Raw genomic sequence first — 13184 nt, 5'->3', positions numbered from 1 at the left:
AATTATAACATTGTATGGTTATTTTCCACTAAAAATCTTTACATGTAAAGCGTGATTCGGATAGAATTTAATGAAAAGACAAAAGAGCAGTTTAGGGTAAGTTTTTGGTGTTATAATGCGTCTGTAAAATGAAAAAAGGATAGACGTTGGAACACTATAAATGGTTGCTTGCCTTTCACATTATAGCGTTGATGTCGTGGATGGCGATGTTGTTTTATCTGCCACGGCTTTTTGTTTACCATGTTGAGCATGCTGAGAAAAAAGAGTTTGTGGACGTTGTGAAAATTCAAGAATACAAAATCTACAAGTACATTGGGCTTCCTGCCTTTTGGGCAACCCTTACAAGCGGTCTTGGTATGATTTTACTTGACCCTCAACTGCTCTCAAGCGGTGGATGGATTTATGCGAAGTTTACCGTACTTATGTCACTCACACTTTATTCGTTTTCACTGGAAAAGTACCGTTTGGAACTTGCCAATGACACCTGCACGAAAGATGGTAAATTTTTCAGAGCTTACAACGAAGTTCCCACAGCGTTAGCCATTTTAATTGTCGGATACGTCATCACCAAAAGCTTTTCATGGGCATTTACGCTCATTACTTTAGGCATTTTTGCGATGATTATCGACATGATTTTGGATGCGAAAAAGAAATCCTAATCTTTACATGTAAAGCGTTTAGTTACTCCATTTTCTTAGGGCGTTGCAGAAGAATTTTAAGGTATAAGAGCGTCGAGAGTAAAAGAAAATACCCCACAATGCTGTACCCTATCCCTTCACGTCGGCTCATCTCTTTTTCGTAAATCGCTTTTTCTTCACTCGATGCCGTTTTAAGTGTCTGTTCTACAACAATGGCATTCTGCGAGGCATACTGTTTTGGCAACCACTCAAGCCCCACGACAAGTACAAAAACGCACATCACGATTGCCGCAAAAATTTTAAGATTTGGCATGAGACTCCTTCCCAGATAAAAAAGGCAAAATGAAAAAAAGTGCCATCAACACCGTGGAGAAGAACAACCCAATCCACAAAGTAAGCGTCGAACTTGGTAATTTTCCTAAAATGGTAAGACCTATCAAAGAGACTACCAACGCCCAAAACCACGCCAAAAAGTAAGGACGCTGATGTGCGGGAATGCGACGAGGGTTTCGATCTAAAAGTGGCATCAGTAAAAGCCCAACATTGACCACCACCAGTGAAGCCATACCGATGTAGGAACCTTTAATCATCCCGATGTCAAAGAAAAAGCTCTTAAGCAACTGCAACATCCATAAAAAATACCACTCAGGATAGATATGGGAGGGCGTATCGCTCGGATTGGCAGGAGTGAGATTGAGAGCATCAAACGCTAACTCATCATGAAAAAAGACACAATAAAAAAAGAGTGCCAAAAAGAGTGTACACGCCAACAATGGCTTTAAAATGGCATTGGAGAAAAACGGTTTTGGCTCTTTGGGTGTGATGTCATGTTTGCTAAAACGCTCTTCTTTGCTTACATGTAAACCTTTGCGATTCCATGAAAGCTTCGTCGTTGCGTACCACTTTACAAAGTCCGTATGCGTAAGCACCATGAGTGTAATGGCTAAAGGCATCACCACAATGTGCAAAGTGTAAAAACGCAGCAACGTAATGCCACTCACACTAAAATCGCCTCGAACCCACAGCACGATGTCTTCCCCAGCTCCGGGGATATACTCCAACAAACTGGTGATGACTTGCGCCGCCCAGTAACTCATCTGCCCCATCGGAAGCACGTACCCCGTAAAACCGATGACCATACAGCAAAAATAGAGCACCATGCCACTGTACCAATACTTCGTTTTACCATGTTTGTAAAAGCCAAAATAGAGCATGCCCAAAAGATGAATGTAGAGCAGTAAAAAGAAAAAAGTTGAGCCAAGCGCGTGGATTTTTCGCCACAACCAGCCGTAATTGACTTCTTGCATAATCGTCGTATGAACACTCTCAAAGGCTTTCTCCGCATCGGGAATATAGTGCATAGAGAGGAAAATACCCGAAACGAGTAACAAAAGGCACAAAACCACCATGATAGCGCCTGTGTAAAGTAAAATATTGAAATTTTTAAGCTTTAAATTCATGCTTTTGATGCCTCCATAAGTTGGAGATACGCCTCGCCTACTTCTCCGACGATAATCGTCTCATCATGCACTTTAAAAGGAGGAATGACTAAGGGCTTTGTCACAGGACTGGCAAGTGCGTTGCCATTGTAGTCAAACTGCCCATTATGACACGGACAGACAAAGCGTTTAACAGTAGCATCATACTTTGGAACACAGCCTAAATGGGTGCAAATCCCCACCATCAATGTGTAATAATAATCGCCAATTTTAATGTCTCGCTTTTTATCGAGAGTCAATGAAGCGTCTTTTTTGAGGATAAAAAGCGGTTTTTTCTGCCATGTCCTATAAGAAATTTCATTGAGTGGTAATGCGTTAATGTCGATAAAGGTAGCCGCATCAAGGAGTGCTTTTTTGGGTGGTTCTAAGGACTGGAACATCGTACCGACCGTGTAATACACACCCGTCCCCGTAAGCGCTAAGAGCGAGTAATTCACCAGTCTTCGGTTTCTATCCATCCCCATTTTCCTTTATGCCATGCTTTACGCATAGCCATTTTACCAAAAACTTCCATTAATAAAATTTTACTGGCTTTTGAGAAGCGCCAAGAGGTTTACATGTAAAGATGGATTCGGATATTATTGCACATCAACAAAGGAATAAAAATGAAATTTGAACTAGAAGATGACTTCATAGAGTTATTTAAACTTCTCAAAGTGACGGGTGTTGCAGAGAGTGGAGCGCAAGCAAAGATGCTCATAGAAGAAGAACAGGTTAAACGAAACGGTGAAGTTGAGCTTCGAAAACGCGCTAAAATCGTTTCAGGAGAGATTATTGAAGTGGGTGGTGAGGTGATTGAGGTTGAAGCTAAAATAAGTTAAAATTTAGTCCTAATCTCTATTTACTTCGCAGTCTATTCTCTTATTTTGCATTGTATCTATTTTTTTCATTAAAAAATGTCATATCTGCATATCCTGCATAGATTTTGCCTGAATGTTTTATACCATTCGGTATAAAATATCTATCCCCTTTTTGAAAGGTATTTTTAACACCATCTATTATTAAATCGATTTTACCTTCAAGAACAATTCCCACTTGACTCGCATGAGAATGTTCGGGCAAATCAACATCTTCAGAAAATTCCATAAAGATAATTTGGTGATTACTGCTTTGTGATAAATAAGCATTAAGACCTTTAATTGGAATATCTGCTTGAGGAAGATTTAATATTGGTTCAGGAAATATCGATTTCATGTATATTTATCCTATCTAACAATTTGTATTTTTTTTGTTTATAATTGATAATAAAATTATAGTTTTATATCATACTAATTATAACATAATTTACAAATGCCCTACTTTGAAATCACCCTATTCGAATCAAAAAATATAAATCTTTTTTAGAATGTCTATTCTATTAGTCATTGCATATTAGAGAGCATAAAGACGAGGGAACCCTTCGTAGAAGAGTTCCCTATCTTTTTTACATGTAAAGTTTACGCAGGTTTTTTAAGCAGTAATTTTTCCACGTCAGATGCCGCGTCATCCGTCAAATGCAAGTTAAAGTTCTCTTGCAAGAAAGCGAAAATGTCATCAGTTACAAATTGTGGTGGTTTTGGTCCTAAGTAGATGTTTTTGATGCCAAGGCTAAAGAGTCCTAGAAGAATAAGAACTGCTTTTTGCTCCATCCAGCTAAGAACGATAGAGACTGGTAAGTCATGTACTGTAACACCAAGGGCGCCAGCAAGGGCAAGAGCGATGTGTACAGCGCCATTGCTGTCATTACATTGACCAAGGTCTAAGTAGCGAGGAATGCCTGTGTCTGCAACGGTTCCAAAGTCGATGTCGTTAAATCTAAATTTACCACAACTTGATGTCAAGATGACGCAGTCATTTGGTAAACTCTCTGCCATTTTTCTGTAGTATTCGCCGCCACTTCCTGGAGCATCACAACCTGCGATGACAAAAAACTGGCTGATTTTACCTGCTTGAACTGCTTCAAGAATTTGAGGCGCAAGACCAAGGATGGTTTTATAGTGGTGACCTGTTACGAGTGTCTCTTCACTGTCAAAGCCTGTTACATCGGGAAGTGCTAATGTTTGAGCGATAACTTCACTAAAGTCATTGTTTTGGATTTTTTTGCCCTCTTTGATGCCTACGATGTCGTAAGTATAGAGTCTATCGATATAAGTTGAGTTTGATTTTGGAGGAACGATACAGTTGGTGTTAACGATGATAGTTCCGCCCCACTCTTCAAAAAGTTTCGTTTGATCAAACCATGATTTACCGATGTTACCTTTGAGGTGAGGGTATTTTTTAAGCTCTGGATACGCATGTGCTGGAAGCATTTCTGAATGCGTATAAACATTGATGCCTTTACCTTCTGTTTGTTTCAAAAGCTCTAAGAACATGTCAAGGTTGTGACCGCTTACTAAGATCGCTTTACCTTCAGCTCTGTTTTGACTGATTTGAACAGGGGTTGGAACGCCAAGGTGAGAAGTGTGTGCATCACTTAAGATGTCCATCATTCTAACACCCGCAGAGCCGATTTTCATCAGTTGAGCGATATGATCGTCAAAGTTGAAGTTGACGTTGGTAAGGGTGAAGTATAGTGTTTGAGCGATGACGTCATCGACTTCTTTGGTATTGGCACCAAATTCATTCGCATGTGTTCTATAAGCACTAAGACCTTTAAGACCGTAAATCATGATGTCTTGAAGTTTTGCCAAGTTGGCATCTTTGCCACACGTTCCTATATCTTGACCTTTAGAACCACAGCCATTGATGGCACTCATAGAGCATTGATCACATAACATATTTAAAGACATTTTTTATCCTCTTTCCAAAAATTTGCGGTATCTTATCAAGAGGAGAGAAGTAAGTCATTGATTGATCTCAATCAAGACTTTTATAGGGATCAGTTAGACGATGCCACCAAAACGTCGTTCGGTTTGAAGATACTCTGAGACGATGGTTTCAAGCTCACCCACCGAAAAATCTGGCCAGAGTGTTTTGCTAAAGAAAAGCTCTGCGTAAGCGGCTTGCCAGAGCAAGAAGTTGGAGAGGCGGCAGTCGCCACCCGTGCGAATGAGGACATCCACAGGAGGAATGCCCGCGGTATCAAGGTTGGATTCTAAGATTTCTTTGGTGATTTCACCGTTTACATGTAAAGATTTGTTGATGGCTCGAAGGATTTCATCGTGTGCGCCATAGTTGATGGCAAGAATTTGTCTAAGTCCCGTACAGTGTGCCGTCATCTCTTTGGCATAAGTGATCTCTTTTTGAAGCGAAGGAGAAAACTTGCTCATATCGCCGATGACATCAAAACGGATGTTATTCTCTAAAAGGGTCGGAATTTCACTGTGAAGATATTTGGAGAGAAGTTTCATTAAAACGCTCACCTCAGCTTTTGGACGATTCCAGTTTTCAGTGCTAAACGCATAAAGAGTCAGGTACTCTATGCCCATCTTAGCAGCATACTTCGTGATCTCACGTACTTTTTTAGCACCTTCTTTATGCCCGAAAGAACGCTCTTTGCCTTGACGTTTTGCCCATCTACCATTGCCATCCATAATAATCGCCAAATGCACTAAATCATTCATAGTTTCAACTTCTTTGTATCCAGTTTTATTGGGTCACATTTTATCTTGTTTGACTTTAGCTTTACTTGACAAATCCTCCCGCTTTGACTAAAATTACGCCATCACTACTTTTTAGAATTCTCACAAAGTAGTCTCATAAAAATCGACTCAAGCAACTCTATCTTTGGGAATCCTTTCACCATACCAAGAGACTCTAGCTTCATGAACGATCAAACTAACAACAAAGAAGGCACAATGAGCGGAAACACTCCTACCTCAAACAATCAACCCTGCGCGAATTCAGCCCAACCAAACGGGAATACTAACGGTAACGGACAAGCAAAACCAACTCACTATAACAAATCACGAACCCACGTTCCCGTTGATGGCTACAAAATAGAGGGGCTAAGAACCACACCTCTGGAAAAACTTTTAGAGATCGCGACAGAACTTGGCATTGAAAATCCAAACGAATTAAAACGCCAAGATTTGATGTTTGAAATTTTAAAATCACAAGTCAACCAAGGCGGATTTATCCTTTTTACGGGTATCTTAGAGATTGCTGGTGAAGGTTATGGCTTCTTACGTGCTACAGATGCTAACTTCTCAGACAGTGCCAATGACGCCTATGTAAGTAGTACACAAGTCAAGAAATTTGCACTTCGTACCGGTGACATCGTCACTGGGCAAGTTAGACCTCCAAAAGATCAGGAGCGTTACTACGCTCTTCTTAAGATCGAAGCAATCAACTATCTACCTCTTGCAGAGAGCAAAAAACGCCCTCTTTTTGAAAACCTAACACCACTTTACCCAACCGAAAAAATCAAACTCGAATACGATCCAATGAAAATCACTGGTCGTGTACTTGACCTCTTTACCCCAATTGGTAAAGGACAACGTGGTCTTATCGTTGCACCTCCAAGAAGTGGTAAAACAGAACTTATGAAAGAGCTAGCACACGGCATCGCTCGTAATCACCCAGAGTCAGAACTCATCGTTTTACTTGTCGATGAGAGACCTGAAGAGGTTACCGATATGCAACGTTGTGTTCAAGGTGAAGTGTATAGCTCAACCTTTGATATGCCAGCGTCGAACCATGTTCGTGTTGCAAACCTTGTCATCGAAAAAGCAAAACGCCGTGTTGAAATGGGCAAAGATGTCATCATCCTTTTAGATTCTATCACTCGTCTTGCTCGTGCTTACAATACCGTAACCCCTTCAAGTGGTAAAGTTTTAAGTGGTGGTGTAGATGCAAACGCACTACATAAACCAAAACGTTTCTTTGGAGCTGCTCGAAATATCGAAGATGGTGGTAGTTTGACCATTATTTCAACAGCACTTATTGAGACAGGAAGTAGAATGGACGAAGTTATCTTTGAGGAGTTCAAAGGTACCGGCAACAGCGAAATCGTTCTCGATAGAAATATCTCCGATCGTCGTATCTACCCAGCGATTAACATCATGAAATCAGGAACACGTAAAGAAGAGCTTCTTCTCACCCCTGATCGTCTTCAAAAAATCTGGGCACTTAGAAGTGCTATCAGCCAAATGGATGACATTGAAGCACTTAAATTCTTGTATGCTAAGATGCTTAAAACCAAGGACAATGAAGAACTACTTTCGATTATGAATGACTAAAAACCTAAAGGTTGCGCTGTGTCACACCAAGTACTTGCTCTAAAATATCGTCCTTCCTCGTTTGATAAGTTGATCGGCCAAGAGTCGATCACCCAAACACTTTCATTAGCACTCAACCAAGATAGGCTCTCACATGCCTATCTCTTTTCAGGACTTCGAGGTAGTGGTAAGACTTCGACAGCGCGCATCTTTGCTAAAGCGCTCGTGTGCGATCAAGGCCCCTCTTCTACTCCGTGTGAAGTGTGTGAACACTGCCTCAGTGCCAATGAAAACCGTCACATTGACATCATCGAAATGGATGCTGCGTCTAATCGCGGAATTGACGATATTCGTGAATTGATCGAAAGTACAAAATATAAACCAACCAGTGCTCGTTTTAAAATCTTCATCATCGATGAAGTTCATATGCTCACCACACAAGCGTTTAATGCACTTTTGAAGACATTAGAAGAGCCTCCAAGTTATGTAAAATTCATCCTTGCAACGACCGATCCTTTAAAACTACCTGCAACGATTTTATCTAGGGCTCAACATTTTCGATTTAAACAGATTAAACAAAGCGATGTCGTCAATCATCTCTGCCATATTCTCAATCTTGAAAACATCGAGTACGAAAAAGACGCCTTAGAGATGCTCTCTCGTGCTGGAAATGGATCACTGCGTGATACATTAACCTTGCTTGATCAATCCATCATCTTCTCAAAAGGCTACATTACGCCTGAGAATGTTGCAACAATGCTGGGGCTTCTTGATCCTAACCAACTTGAGACGATTTTTACTGCCATTTTAAGTGGCAATAAAAGCGAAATGCTTCACCTCATTAAAGAGCTTGAGAGTTATGAGTGTGAAATTGTCATCGATGAGTTGATCGCATATCTTAAAAATGCTTTTTTTGCACAAGATCGCCGTTTTTCAACACTTCTGTATGAGCGTTTTTTCAAAATTCTCAGTGAATCCAAAAGTCTTCTTTACATCAACGCGAACAACGGTTTTGTACTCTCCTTGATCTTCTTTAAGATGATCGAAGCTACGAATATTAAAACCATCGAAGAGATGATTGATTCACTTGAAAATGAGAAATTCCGTGTTCCTACCGCTCACGCTAAAGTTGAAGTGGCAGAAACAAACAATGATGCTCCCGTAGCAGCACAAGAGGAAGAAGAACCTTTACATGTAAAAGATCAAGGCGTCACATCTGAAATGCTTTTTGCGCGTCTTTGCGATAAATTGCTTGATCGTAACGCAGAGCTTGGCGAATGCTTTAAGCATCACATTCGTTTTATAAACTTTGAGGATGAATTATTAGCCCTCACCTCCAGCGCCGAAGGGGAAGCAAGTAAAACGCTCAATACCTACTACAGCATCATCAAACACTTTGTTCAAGAGCTTTTTGGCGTAGAAGCTAAAATAAAAATCACTAAAACGCAAGCGCCACTACCTTCTCTTCAGCCCGAACCTGAACCTTCATATGAACCTTCATATGAACCTAACTACGAATCTGAAATGAGCGAAGCAGAACTGAGTGCAAACGACCAAAGTTCATCCATGATGGAGAGCCTAGAGTTTGCAGATCTGCCTCAAAGTGACAGCTGTGCGACAGGGGCAATGATGGCTGACAAAAAAGAGATTGATGCCAAAGAGGTGCTTAACACTCCTTTTGTTCAAAGAGCCACCGAGCTTTTTGATCCTCAAAAAATTCAAATTCGCCAGAAGGTTTGATCATGGATAAAATCCTTATTATCAATACAGGTGGTACTTTTAATAAACGCTACAATCCTCTTAAAGGCGAACTTGAAGTTCCCAAAGATGGCATTGCGTTAGAGTCTATTTTGCGCTACTGCAACAACACGCCATATGAACTTCTCAATATTATTCACAAAGATAGCCTTGAGATGAGCGAGGAAGATCGGGAATTGATCGTACAAACCATCAAAAACTCGTCGTGTCGTAAAGTTTTGATCGTACATGGTACTGATACGATGGATGTTACCGCAACCTTTTTAGCTTTACATATAAAAGATAAGATCATCACGTTAACAGGAGCAATGGTACCTTTTAGCATCGACACTGTTGAGGCAACAAGCAATTTTATGATGGCTTTGGGTGATTTAATGTGTCGAGAAAAAAATGGGGTCAACCTTGCCATGCACGGCGCGATTGCACGTCATGGAAGTATTTATAAAAACAGACAAAAAGGGATTTTTGAGCTTTGTTAAAGAGCTCGTAAACCCTCGGTTTTACGAAAGATAAAGTGACTCATCACGATCACATAATAAGGATAAATCACCACACCTAAAAAAGGGATGATGGTAAGTCCAAAACAGACCAATGAAATTCCTCTCATCTGCCCTGCATACAACCGCTTTAGCTCTTTATACTCTTCGCTCGAATTAACCATTGAAGCCACATCCAAAACTAAGAGTTTATGAAACAGATAAAAAACAGGCACTAAAAGCGCAAAATTCAATACGGGGATAAAGACTAAAGGCGAAAGGAGCAAAAACATCAGCGTTGTCCACAGAAGCGTTTTAAGCACTATCCACACATAGCTCATCAGTCCCATGCCAGAGAATGCAACACGGGGATAATAGATCGAGCCTATCTCTTTAATAAAATAACCTGCAAAAAGTCCTACAATAACCGAATAAACCATCAAGAAAAGATAATACGTCACCATGGCAGAGGTGAAAAAGAAGAGAATAGCCACCACCGTTTTGGTGATGAAAATGAGTGAGATCATGCTCAAAAACCAACTTTGCTCAACACTTCCCTCGAAGCTTTGCAAACTCTGTGCAATCCACGCTGAAAGTGCGCCTAGACCTCCAAAAAGAAGCCAAATAGCCCCTATAAAAACCAGAATGGTTAAGACAAATGAGAGAAGTGAGACAAGCAAAACTCTTGGAGAGAGTGTATCTCCAAGAGCTAGGGCGAAAATATTGGTTTTAGAGGTTGTGTTCATTGTAATTACTGGATCACTTTGCCGTTAACGCTAATAACACCTTTTTTCATTGAAAGTTCATAGATGAAAAAATCACCCTCAGCCTTACCAAGTGCAAAATCTTCTGCTGTCATAAGTTCCATTTCTTCAAGTGTTGCACGATCGTCTTTGTGAACTTTCACTTTTGAAGTAATGTCTAAAAGTCCCACAAGCGCTAAAGGGCTCTGTGTATCATTGTAGGTATTTTGAGCAATCTCTAAAGTGGTATCCACACTTACATCTTTGAGTTTCATCATCTCAGAACTTAAACCTTTGAACGCGATGCCAAGATCGACTTTCACACCATGATTGACAAGTGCTACAAAATCATCAATCAGCACTTTATCTTCAATCGGTGTTGTTCCAAGCAGCAATGTGTTGTAGTCTGCCTGCACTTTTTTGATCGTATCCGCGTTAAGTCCTCTTAAAAAGAGTTTCGCAAAGAATTTTTCAAGCTTTGCATCATCGGTACTATCAAGCAATACCACATTATCCATGGTGAAGTCTGTTTTAATTTGAAGATCTTTTTTGACATCTTCAACACTACTGATGAGTTTGAGGCTACCGAGATCAAATTTGACATCGGTATATTCATCGTTTATTTCAAGCGCATACTTCCCAATGTTAATGTCGCCTTTGTTGTTCAGATCATCTTTGTACGTAAAATTATAGATAAAGTCTTTAAGCTCGCTTTTGAGCATAAACATCTCACCATTTAATCCAAGATTTTGCTTAGCAACCCCTAAAGCACCTTGGACAACGCCTCCACGCTCATTTAAGGAGAGTTGTTGTTTTTCGGTATCGATGTTAAGGGTTGTTCCTTCCGCTTTGATCTCTTCTTTAATGTCTTTAAATTTTATAGTTTTCAGCTTTTGATCTGAACTAAAGGTCATATCCACAGCCAATACACCGCGTGCTAAAAGGGGTAAAACAGCATCACTGGCTGCTTTATTATTGACAATTTCTTCTTGCATCGATGTTGGTAATTGAGCAAGGCTCAAAGAGACTTTCACGTCGCTTGGTAAAAGATTGGAGTTGGTCATCTCACCTTTGAATTTGAGACCATTAAAGGCATCATTAATGCCTGCATCGGTCTCTACTTTCAAAGACTCGGCAAAAAGCTTGTACTGTGCATTTTTAGCAACCAATAGAGCCAATAAAAAGTCACGTGCTTTTTTAGCATCCACTACTTCAAGACTAAAAGTACGTACACCGCTTAGATAGCCACTTTTACTTAAAAGCTCGTGTTTAAAACCATTTTTTTCGAATATGACGTTATTGGCTTCAATGGTACGATCGACTTGTTGCGAAACGATAAGTGGCGTTACCCCAAGGGCTGCTACAACCACGGCTGAGATAACCAGATATTTTGTCTTAAACATACAGAGCCTTTGTTATTTGTAACCTATGACATAATAGGTATTTTTGTTAGGAACTTTTTCCAAAGTAATTTTATATTTTGCAGCCCATTTGCTAATCAACTCATTCACTTCGTCAATGAGATCAGCGCCTGTGGCTTCATTTTTGATTTTGAAGTAATCTTTATTGCTAGAGAGTGCCACAAAAGAGTGATGAACTTTAAGTGCATCGTGCAAGGTGATAAGATGTTTCTCAACATGCTCAAAACCTACGGTATTGTTGATGACGCGCTCAAGTTGCGCTTCTACGTTTGGGGTGACACTGTAACCTAGTTGTGTTAAGATTGCTTGTTTTTGCATGTTCTGTTTCCTTTAATATATTGATCTCGCCAAAATAACTCTGCTTTTGACGACATTAGCCACAAGGGCACTCAAAAAGCCTCTTAACGCTTTTGTGCGATAAGCACATCTTCGATCATTTTTGAAATATCACCGTCTAAAATATTATTGACTTGAGAGTAAGCAATATTGCTTCGCGTGTCTTTGACTTGCTGATACGGCGCTAAAACATAACTTCGTATCTGATGTCCCCAGCCATTATCACTTTTTTCAACACCATCTTTGAGCGCTTGTTGTTTTTCAAGTTCAAACTCATACAAACGTGACTTCAACATCTTCATAGCCGTTGCTCTGTTTTTATGTTGCGATCTATCATTTTGACACTGTACCACAATACCTGTTGGCATGTGTGTGATACGAATGGCACTATCGGTTTTATTAACATGCTGTCCACCTGCACCGCCTGAGCGATACGTATCGACTTTAAGATCGCGATCTTCAATGACAATGTCAATATCATCATCTACCTCAGGTGAAACCATCACAGAGCTAAACGAAGTGTGACGCTTTGCATTCGCATCAAAGGGACTAATACGCACCAAACGGTGAATTCCGTTTTCAACTTTCAAATAGCCGTACGCATTTTCGCCACTGATGATAAAACTGACATCTTTGAGCCCTGCCTCTTCACCCTCTTGATAATCCAGTACTTCAACTTTAAAGCCTAAGCGTTCTGCCCATCTCAAATACATACGATACAAAATGCTTGCCCAGTCTTGGCTCTCAGTACCACCAGCACCTGGATGAATTGAGATAATGGCGTTTTTATTATCATTTTCGCCACTAAGCATCATGGCAATTTCTAAGTTAGTAATGTGATCTTCAAGATGATCTGCATCCTTATAAAGCTCTTCAATCGTTGCATCATCGTTTTCACTGTTTGCCATTTCATACAAATCCACAGCATCTACAACGACATTTTTAGCTTTGGTATAACGGTTGAGTAGTGAATTGAGTGCTGTTTTTTCTTTTTGCAACTCTGCTGCTTTTTTTGCATCGTTCCAAAATTCGGGGTTTTGCTCAATCGTTTCAATCTCTTTAAGCCTTAAAGTCAAATCTTCTGGCTTAATAATCTGCGCGATGTTGTCCACTTTCGTGGTTAATTTTTTGAGAAGTTCGGTGTATTCGTAACTATCCAAATGGTTTCCTTTTGC

At 40.1% G+C, this 13184-nt stretch carries 15 protein-coding genes; 5 read left to right on the top strand and 10 right to left on the bottom strand.

Features of this window, described 5'->3' with window-relative positions; all coding sequences use genetic code 11:
- Window positions 1-146 precede the first annotated feature (146 nt).
- On the top strand, window positions 147-659 hold the full coding sequence (gene hemJ / locus SAR02S_RS02595; RefSeq protein WP_084218434.1) for a protoporphyrinogen oxidase HemJ: 513 nt from the start codon (window positions 147-149) through the stop codon (window positions 657-659).
- A 22-nt stretch (window positions 660-681) separates the two neighbouring features.
- Here hemJ and SAR02S_RS02590 read toward each other — a convergent pair whose 3' ends face one another.
- Genes SAR02S_RS02590 through SAR02S_RS02580 form a run of 3 tightly spaced genes read right to left on the bottom strand, consistent with a single transcriptional unit; the run spans window position 682 to window position 2595 of the window.
- Window positions 682-951, bottom strand: a complete 270-nt coding sequence (locus tag SAR02S_RS02590) for a hypothetical protein (protein ID WP_041956614.1) — start codon at window positions 949-951, stop codon at window positions 682-684.
- Window positions 938-2098 (bottom strand): cytochrome b, encoded by a 1161-nt coding sequence (locus tag SAR02S_RS02585; RefSeq protein ID WP_041956612.1) that lies wholly within the window; start codon window positions 2096-2098, stop codon window positions 938-940. Before SAR02S_RS02585 ends, SAR02S_RS02590 begins: the two co-directional genes overlap by 14 nt.
- Entirely contained in the window at window positions 2095-2595 is a 501-nt protein-coding gene (locus SAR02S_RS02580; protein WP_041956610.1) for a QcrA and Rieske domain-containing protein, read from the bottom strand. The genes SAR02S_RS02585 and SAR02S_RS02580 overlap by 4 nt, the downstream gene beginning before the upstream one ends.
- 147 nt (window positions 2596-2742) lie before the next feature.
- On the opposite strand from SAR02S_RS02580, the gene SAR02S_RS02575 reads away from it, so the two are divergent.
- Window positions 2743-2958, top strand: a complete 216-nt coding sequence (locus SAR02S_RS02575) for an RNA-binding S4 domain-containing protein (RefSeq protein ID WP_041956609.1) — start codon at window positions 2743-2745, stop codon at window positions 2956-2958.
- Window positions 2959-2998: 40 nt separating this feature from the next.
- On the opposite strand, the gene SAR02S_RS02570 is transcribed toward SAR02S_RS02575, so the two are convergent.
- The 3 genes from SAR02S_RS02570 to SAR02S_RS02560 form a co-directional block, all read right to left on the bottom strand.
- Window positions 2999-3331, bottom strand: a complete 333-nt coding sequence (locus SAR02S_RS02570; RefSeq protein ID WP_041956607.1) for a cupin domain-containing protein — start codon at window positions 3329-3331, stop codon at window positions 2999-3001.
- Window positions 3332-3573: 242 nt separating this feature from the next.
- Window positions 3574-4905, bottom strand: a complete 1332-nt coding sequence (hcp, locus tag SAR02S_RS02565) for a hydroxylamine reductase (protein ID WP_041956605.1) — start codon at window positions 4903-4905, stop codon at window positions 3574-3576.
- 93 nt (window positions 4906-4998) lie between these two features.
- Window positions 4999-5679, bottom strand: a complete 681-nt coding sequence (locus SAR02S_RS02560; protein ID WP_041956603.1) for a di-trans,poly-cis-decaprenylcistransferase — start codon at window positions 5677-5679, stop codon at window positions 4999-5001.
- Between the two features lie 201 nt (window positions 5680-5880).
- Between SAR02S_RS02560 and rho the strand changes: the two genes are divergently transcribed.
- From rho to SAR02S_RS02545, 3 genes are read left to right on the top strand one after another with little or no spacing between them, the layout of a single operon-like run.
- Window positions 5881-7296 (top strand): transcription termination factor Rho, encoded by a 1416-nt coding sequence (rho, locus tag SAR02S_RS02555; RefSeq protein ID WP_232293973.1) that lies wholly within the window; start codon window positions 5881-5883, stop codon window positions 7294-7296.
- Window positions 7297-7314: 18 nt separating this feature from the next.
- Window positions 7315-9015, top strand: coding sequence for a DNA polymerase III subunit gamma/tau (locus tag SAR02S_RS02550; RefSeq protein ID WP_041956601.1), 1701 nt, complete (start codon window positions 7315-7317; stop codon window positions 9013-9015).
- A 2-nt stretch (window positions 9016-9017) separates the two neighbouring features.
- A complete protein-coding gene (locus SAR02S_RS02545) occupies window positions 9018-9512 on the top strand; it encodes an asparaginase domain-containing protein (protein WP_084218433.1) in 495 nt (164 codons plus the stop codon).
- Here the strand turns inward: SAR02S_RS02545 and SAR02S_RS02540 are convergent.
- The 4 genes from SAR02S_RS02540 to prfB all read right to left on the bottom strand — a co-directional run bounded on the left by SAR02S_RS02540 (window position 9509) and on the right by prfB (window position 13169).
- On the bottom strand, window positions 9509-10255 hold the full coding sequence (locus SAR02S_RS02540) for an EI24 domain-containing protein (RefSeq protein ID WP_041956598.1): 747 nt from the start codon (window positions 10253-10255) through the stop codon (window positions 9509-9511). The two genes, SAR02S_RS02545 and SAR02S_RS02540, sit on opposite strands and share 4 nt — an antisense overlap.
- A 5-nt stretch (window positions 10256-10260) precedes the next feature.
- Complete coding sequence (locus SAR02S_RS02535; RefSeq protein ID WP_041956596.1) at window positions 10261-11655, bottom strand: YdgA family protein; 1395 nt, start codon at window positions 11653-11655, stop codon at window positions 10261-10263.
- A gap of 12 nt (window positions 11656-11667) precedes the next feature.
- Window positions 11668-11991, bottom strand: coding sequence for a hypothetical protein (locus SAR02S_RS02530; protein WP_041956594.1), 324 nt, complete (start codon window positions 11989-11991; stop codon window positions 11668-11670).
- Window positions 11992-12074: 83 nt separating this feature from the next.
- Window positions 12075-13169, bottom strand: a complete 1095-nt coding sequence (prfB, locus tag SAR02S_RS02525; RefSeq protein ID WP_041956592.1) for a peptide chain release factor 2 — start codon at window positions 13167-13169, stop codon at window positions 12075-12077.
- Between the last annotated feature and the right edge of the window lie 15 nt (window positions 13170-13184).

Origin of the sequence: Sulfurospirillum arsenophilum NBRC 109478 (genome assembly GCF_000813345.1) — a bacterium.
Classification (GTDB): domain Bacteria; phylum Campylobacterota; class Campylobacteria; order Campylobacterales; family Sulfurospirillaceae; genus Sulfurospirillum; species Sulfurospirillum arsenophilum.
The sequence above is the reverse complement of the archived record's forward strand: the minus strand, read 5'-3'. Positions and strand labels throughout refer to the sequence as shown.

Coding starts and splice junctions, on each gene's coding strand:
- rho (WP_232293973.1), top strand. CDS start 5,881: ATGAACGATCAAACTAACAACAAAGAAGGCACAATGAGCGGAAACACT.
- SAR02S_RS02540 (WP_041956598.1), bottom strand. CDS start 10,255: ATGAACACAACCTCTAAAACCAATATTTTCGCCCTAGCTCTTGGAGAT.
- SAR02S_RS02560 (WP_041956603.1), bottom strand. CDS start 5,679: ATGAATGATTTAGTGCATTTGGCGATTATTATGGATGGCAATGGTAGA.
- SAR02S_RS02585 (WP_041956612.1), bottom strand. CDS start 2,098: ATGAATTTAAAGCTTAAAAATTTCAATATTTTACTTTACACAGGCGCT.
- SAR02S_RS02590 (WP_041956614.1), bottom strand. CDS start 951: ATGCCAAATCTTAAAATTTTTGCGGCAATCGTGATGTGCGTTTTTGTA.
- SAR02S_RS02575 (WP_041956609.1), top strand. CDS start 2,743: ATGAAATTTGAACTAGAAGATGACTTCATAGAGTTATTTAAACTTCTC.
- SAR02S_RS02580 (WP_041956610.1), bottom strand. CDS start 2,595: ATGGATAGAAACCGAAGACTGGTGAATTACTCGCTCTTAGCGCTTACG.
- SAR02S_RS02535 (WP_041956596.1), bottom strand. CDS start 11,655: ATGTTTAAGACAAAATATCTGGTTATCTCAGCCGTGGTTGTAGCAGCC.
- SAR02S_RS02530 (WP_041956594.1), bottom strand. CDS start 11,991: ATGCAAAAACAAGCAATCTTAACACAACTAGGTTACAGTGTCACCCCA.
- SAR02S_RS02545 (WP_084218433.1), top strand. CDS start 9,018: ATGGATAAAATCCTTATTATCAATACAGGTGGTACTTTTAATAAACGC.
- SAR02S_RS02570 (WP_041956607.1), bottom strand. CDS start 3,331: ATGAAATCGATATTTCCTGAACCAATATTAAATCTTCCTCAAGCAGAT.
- hcp (WP_041956605.1), bottom strand. CDS start 4,905: ATGTCTTTAAATATGTTATGTGATCAATGCTCTATGAGTGCCATCAAT.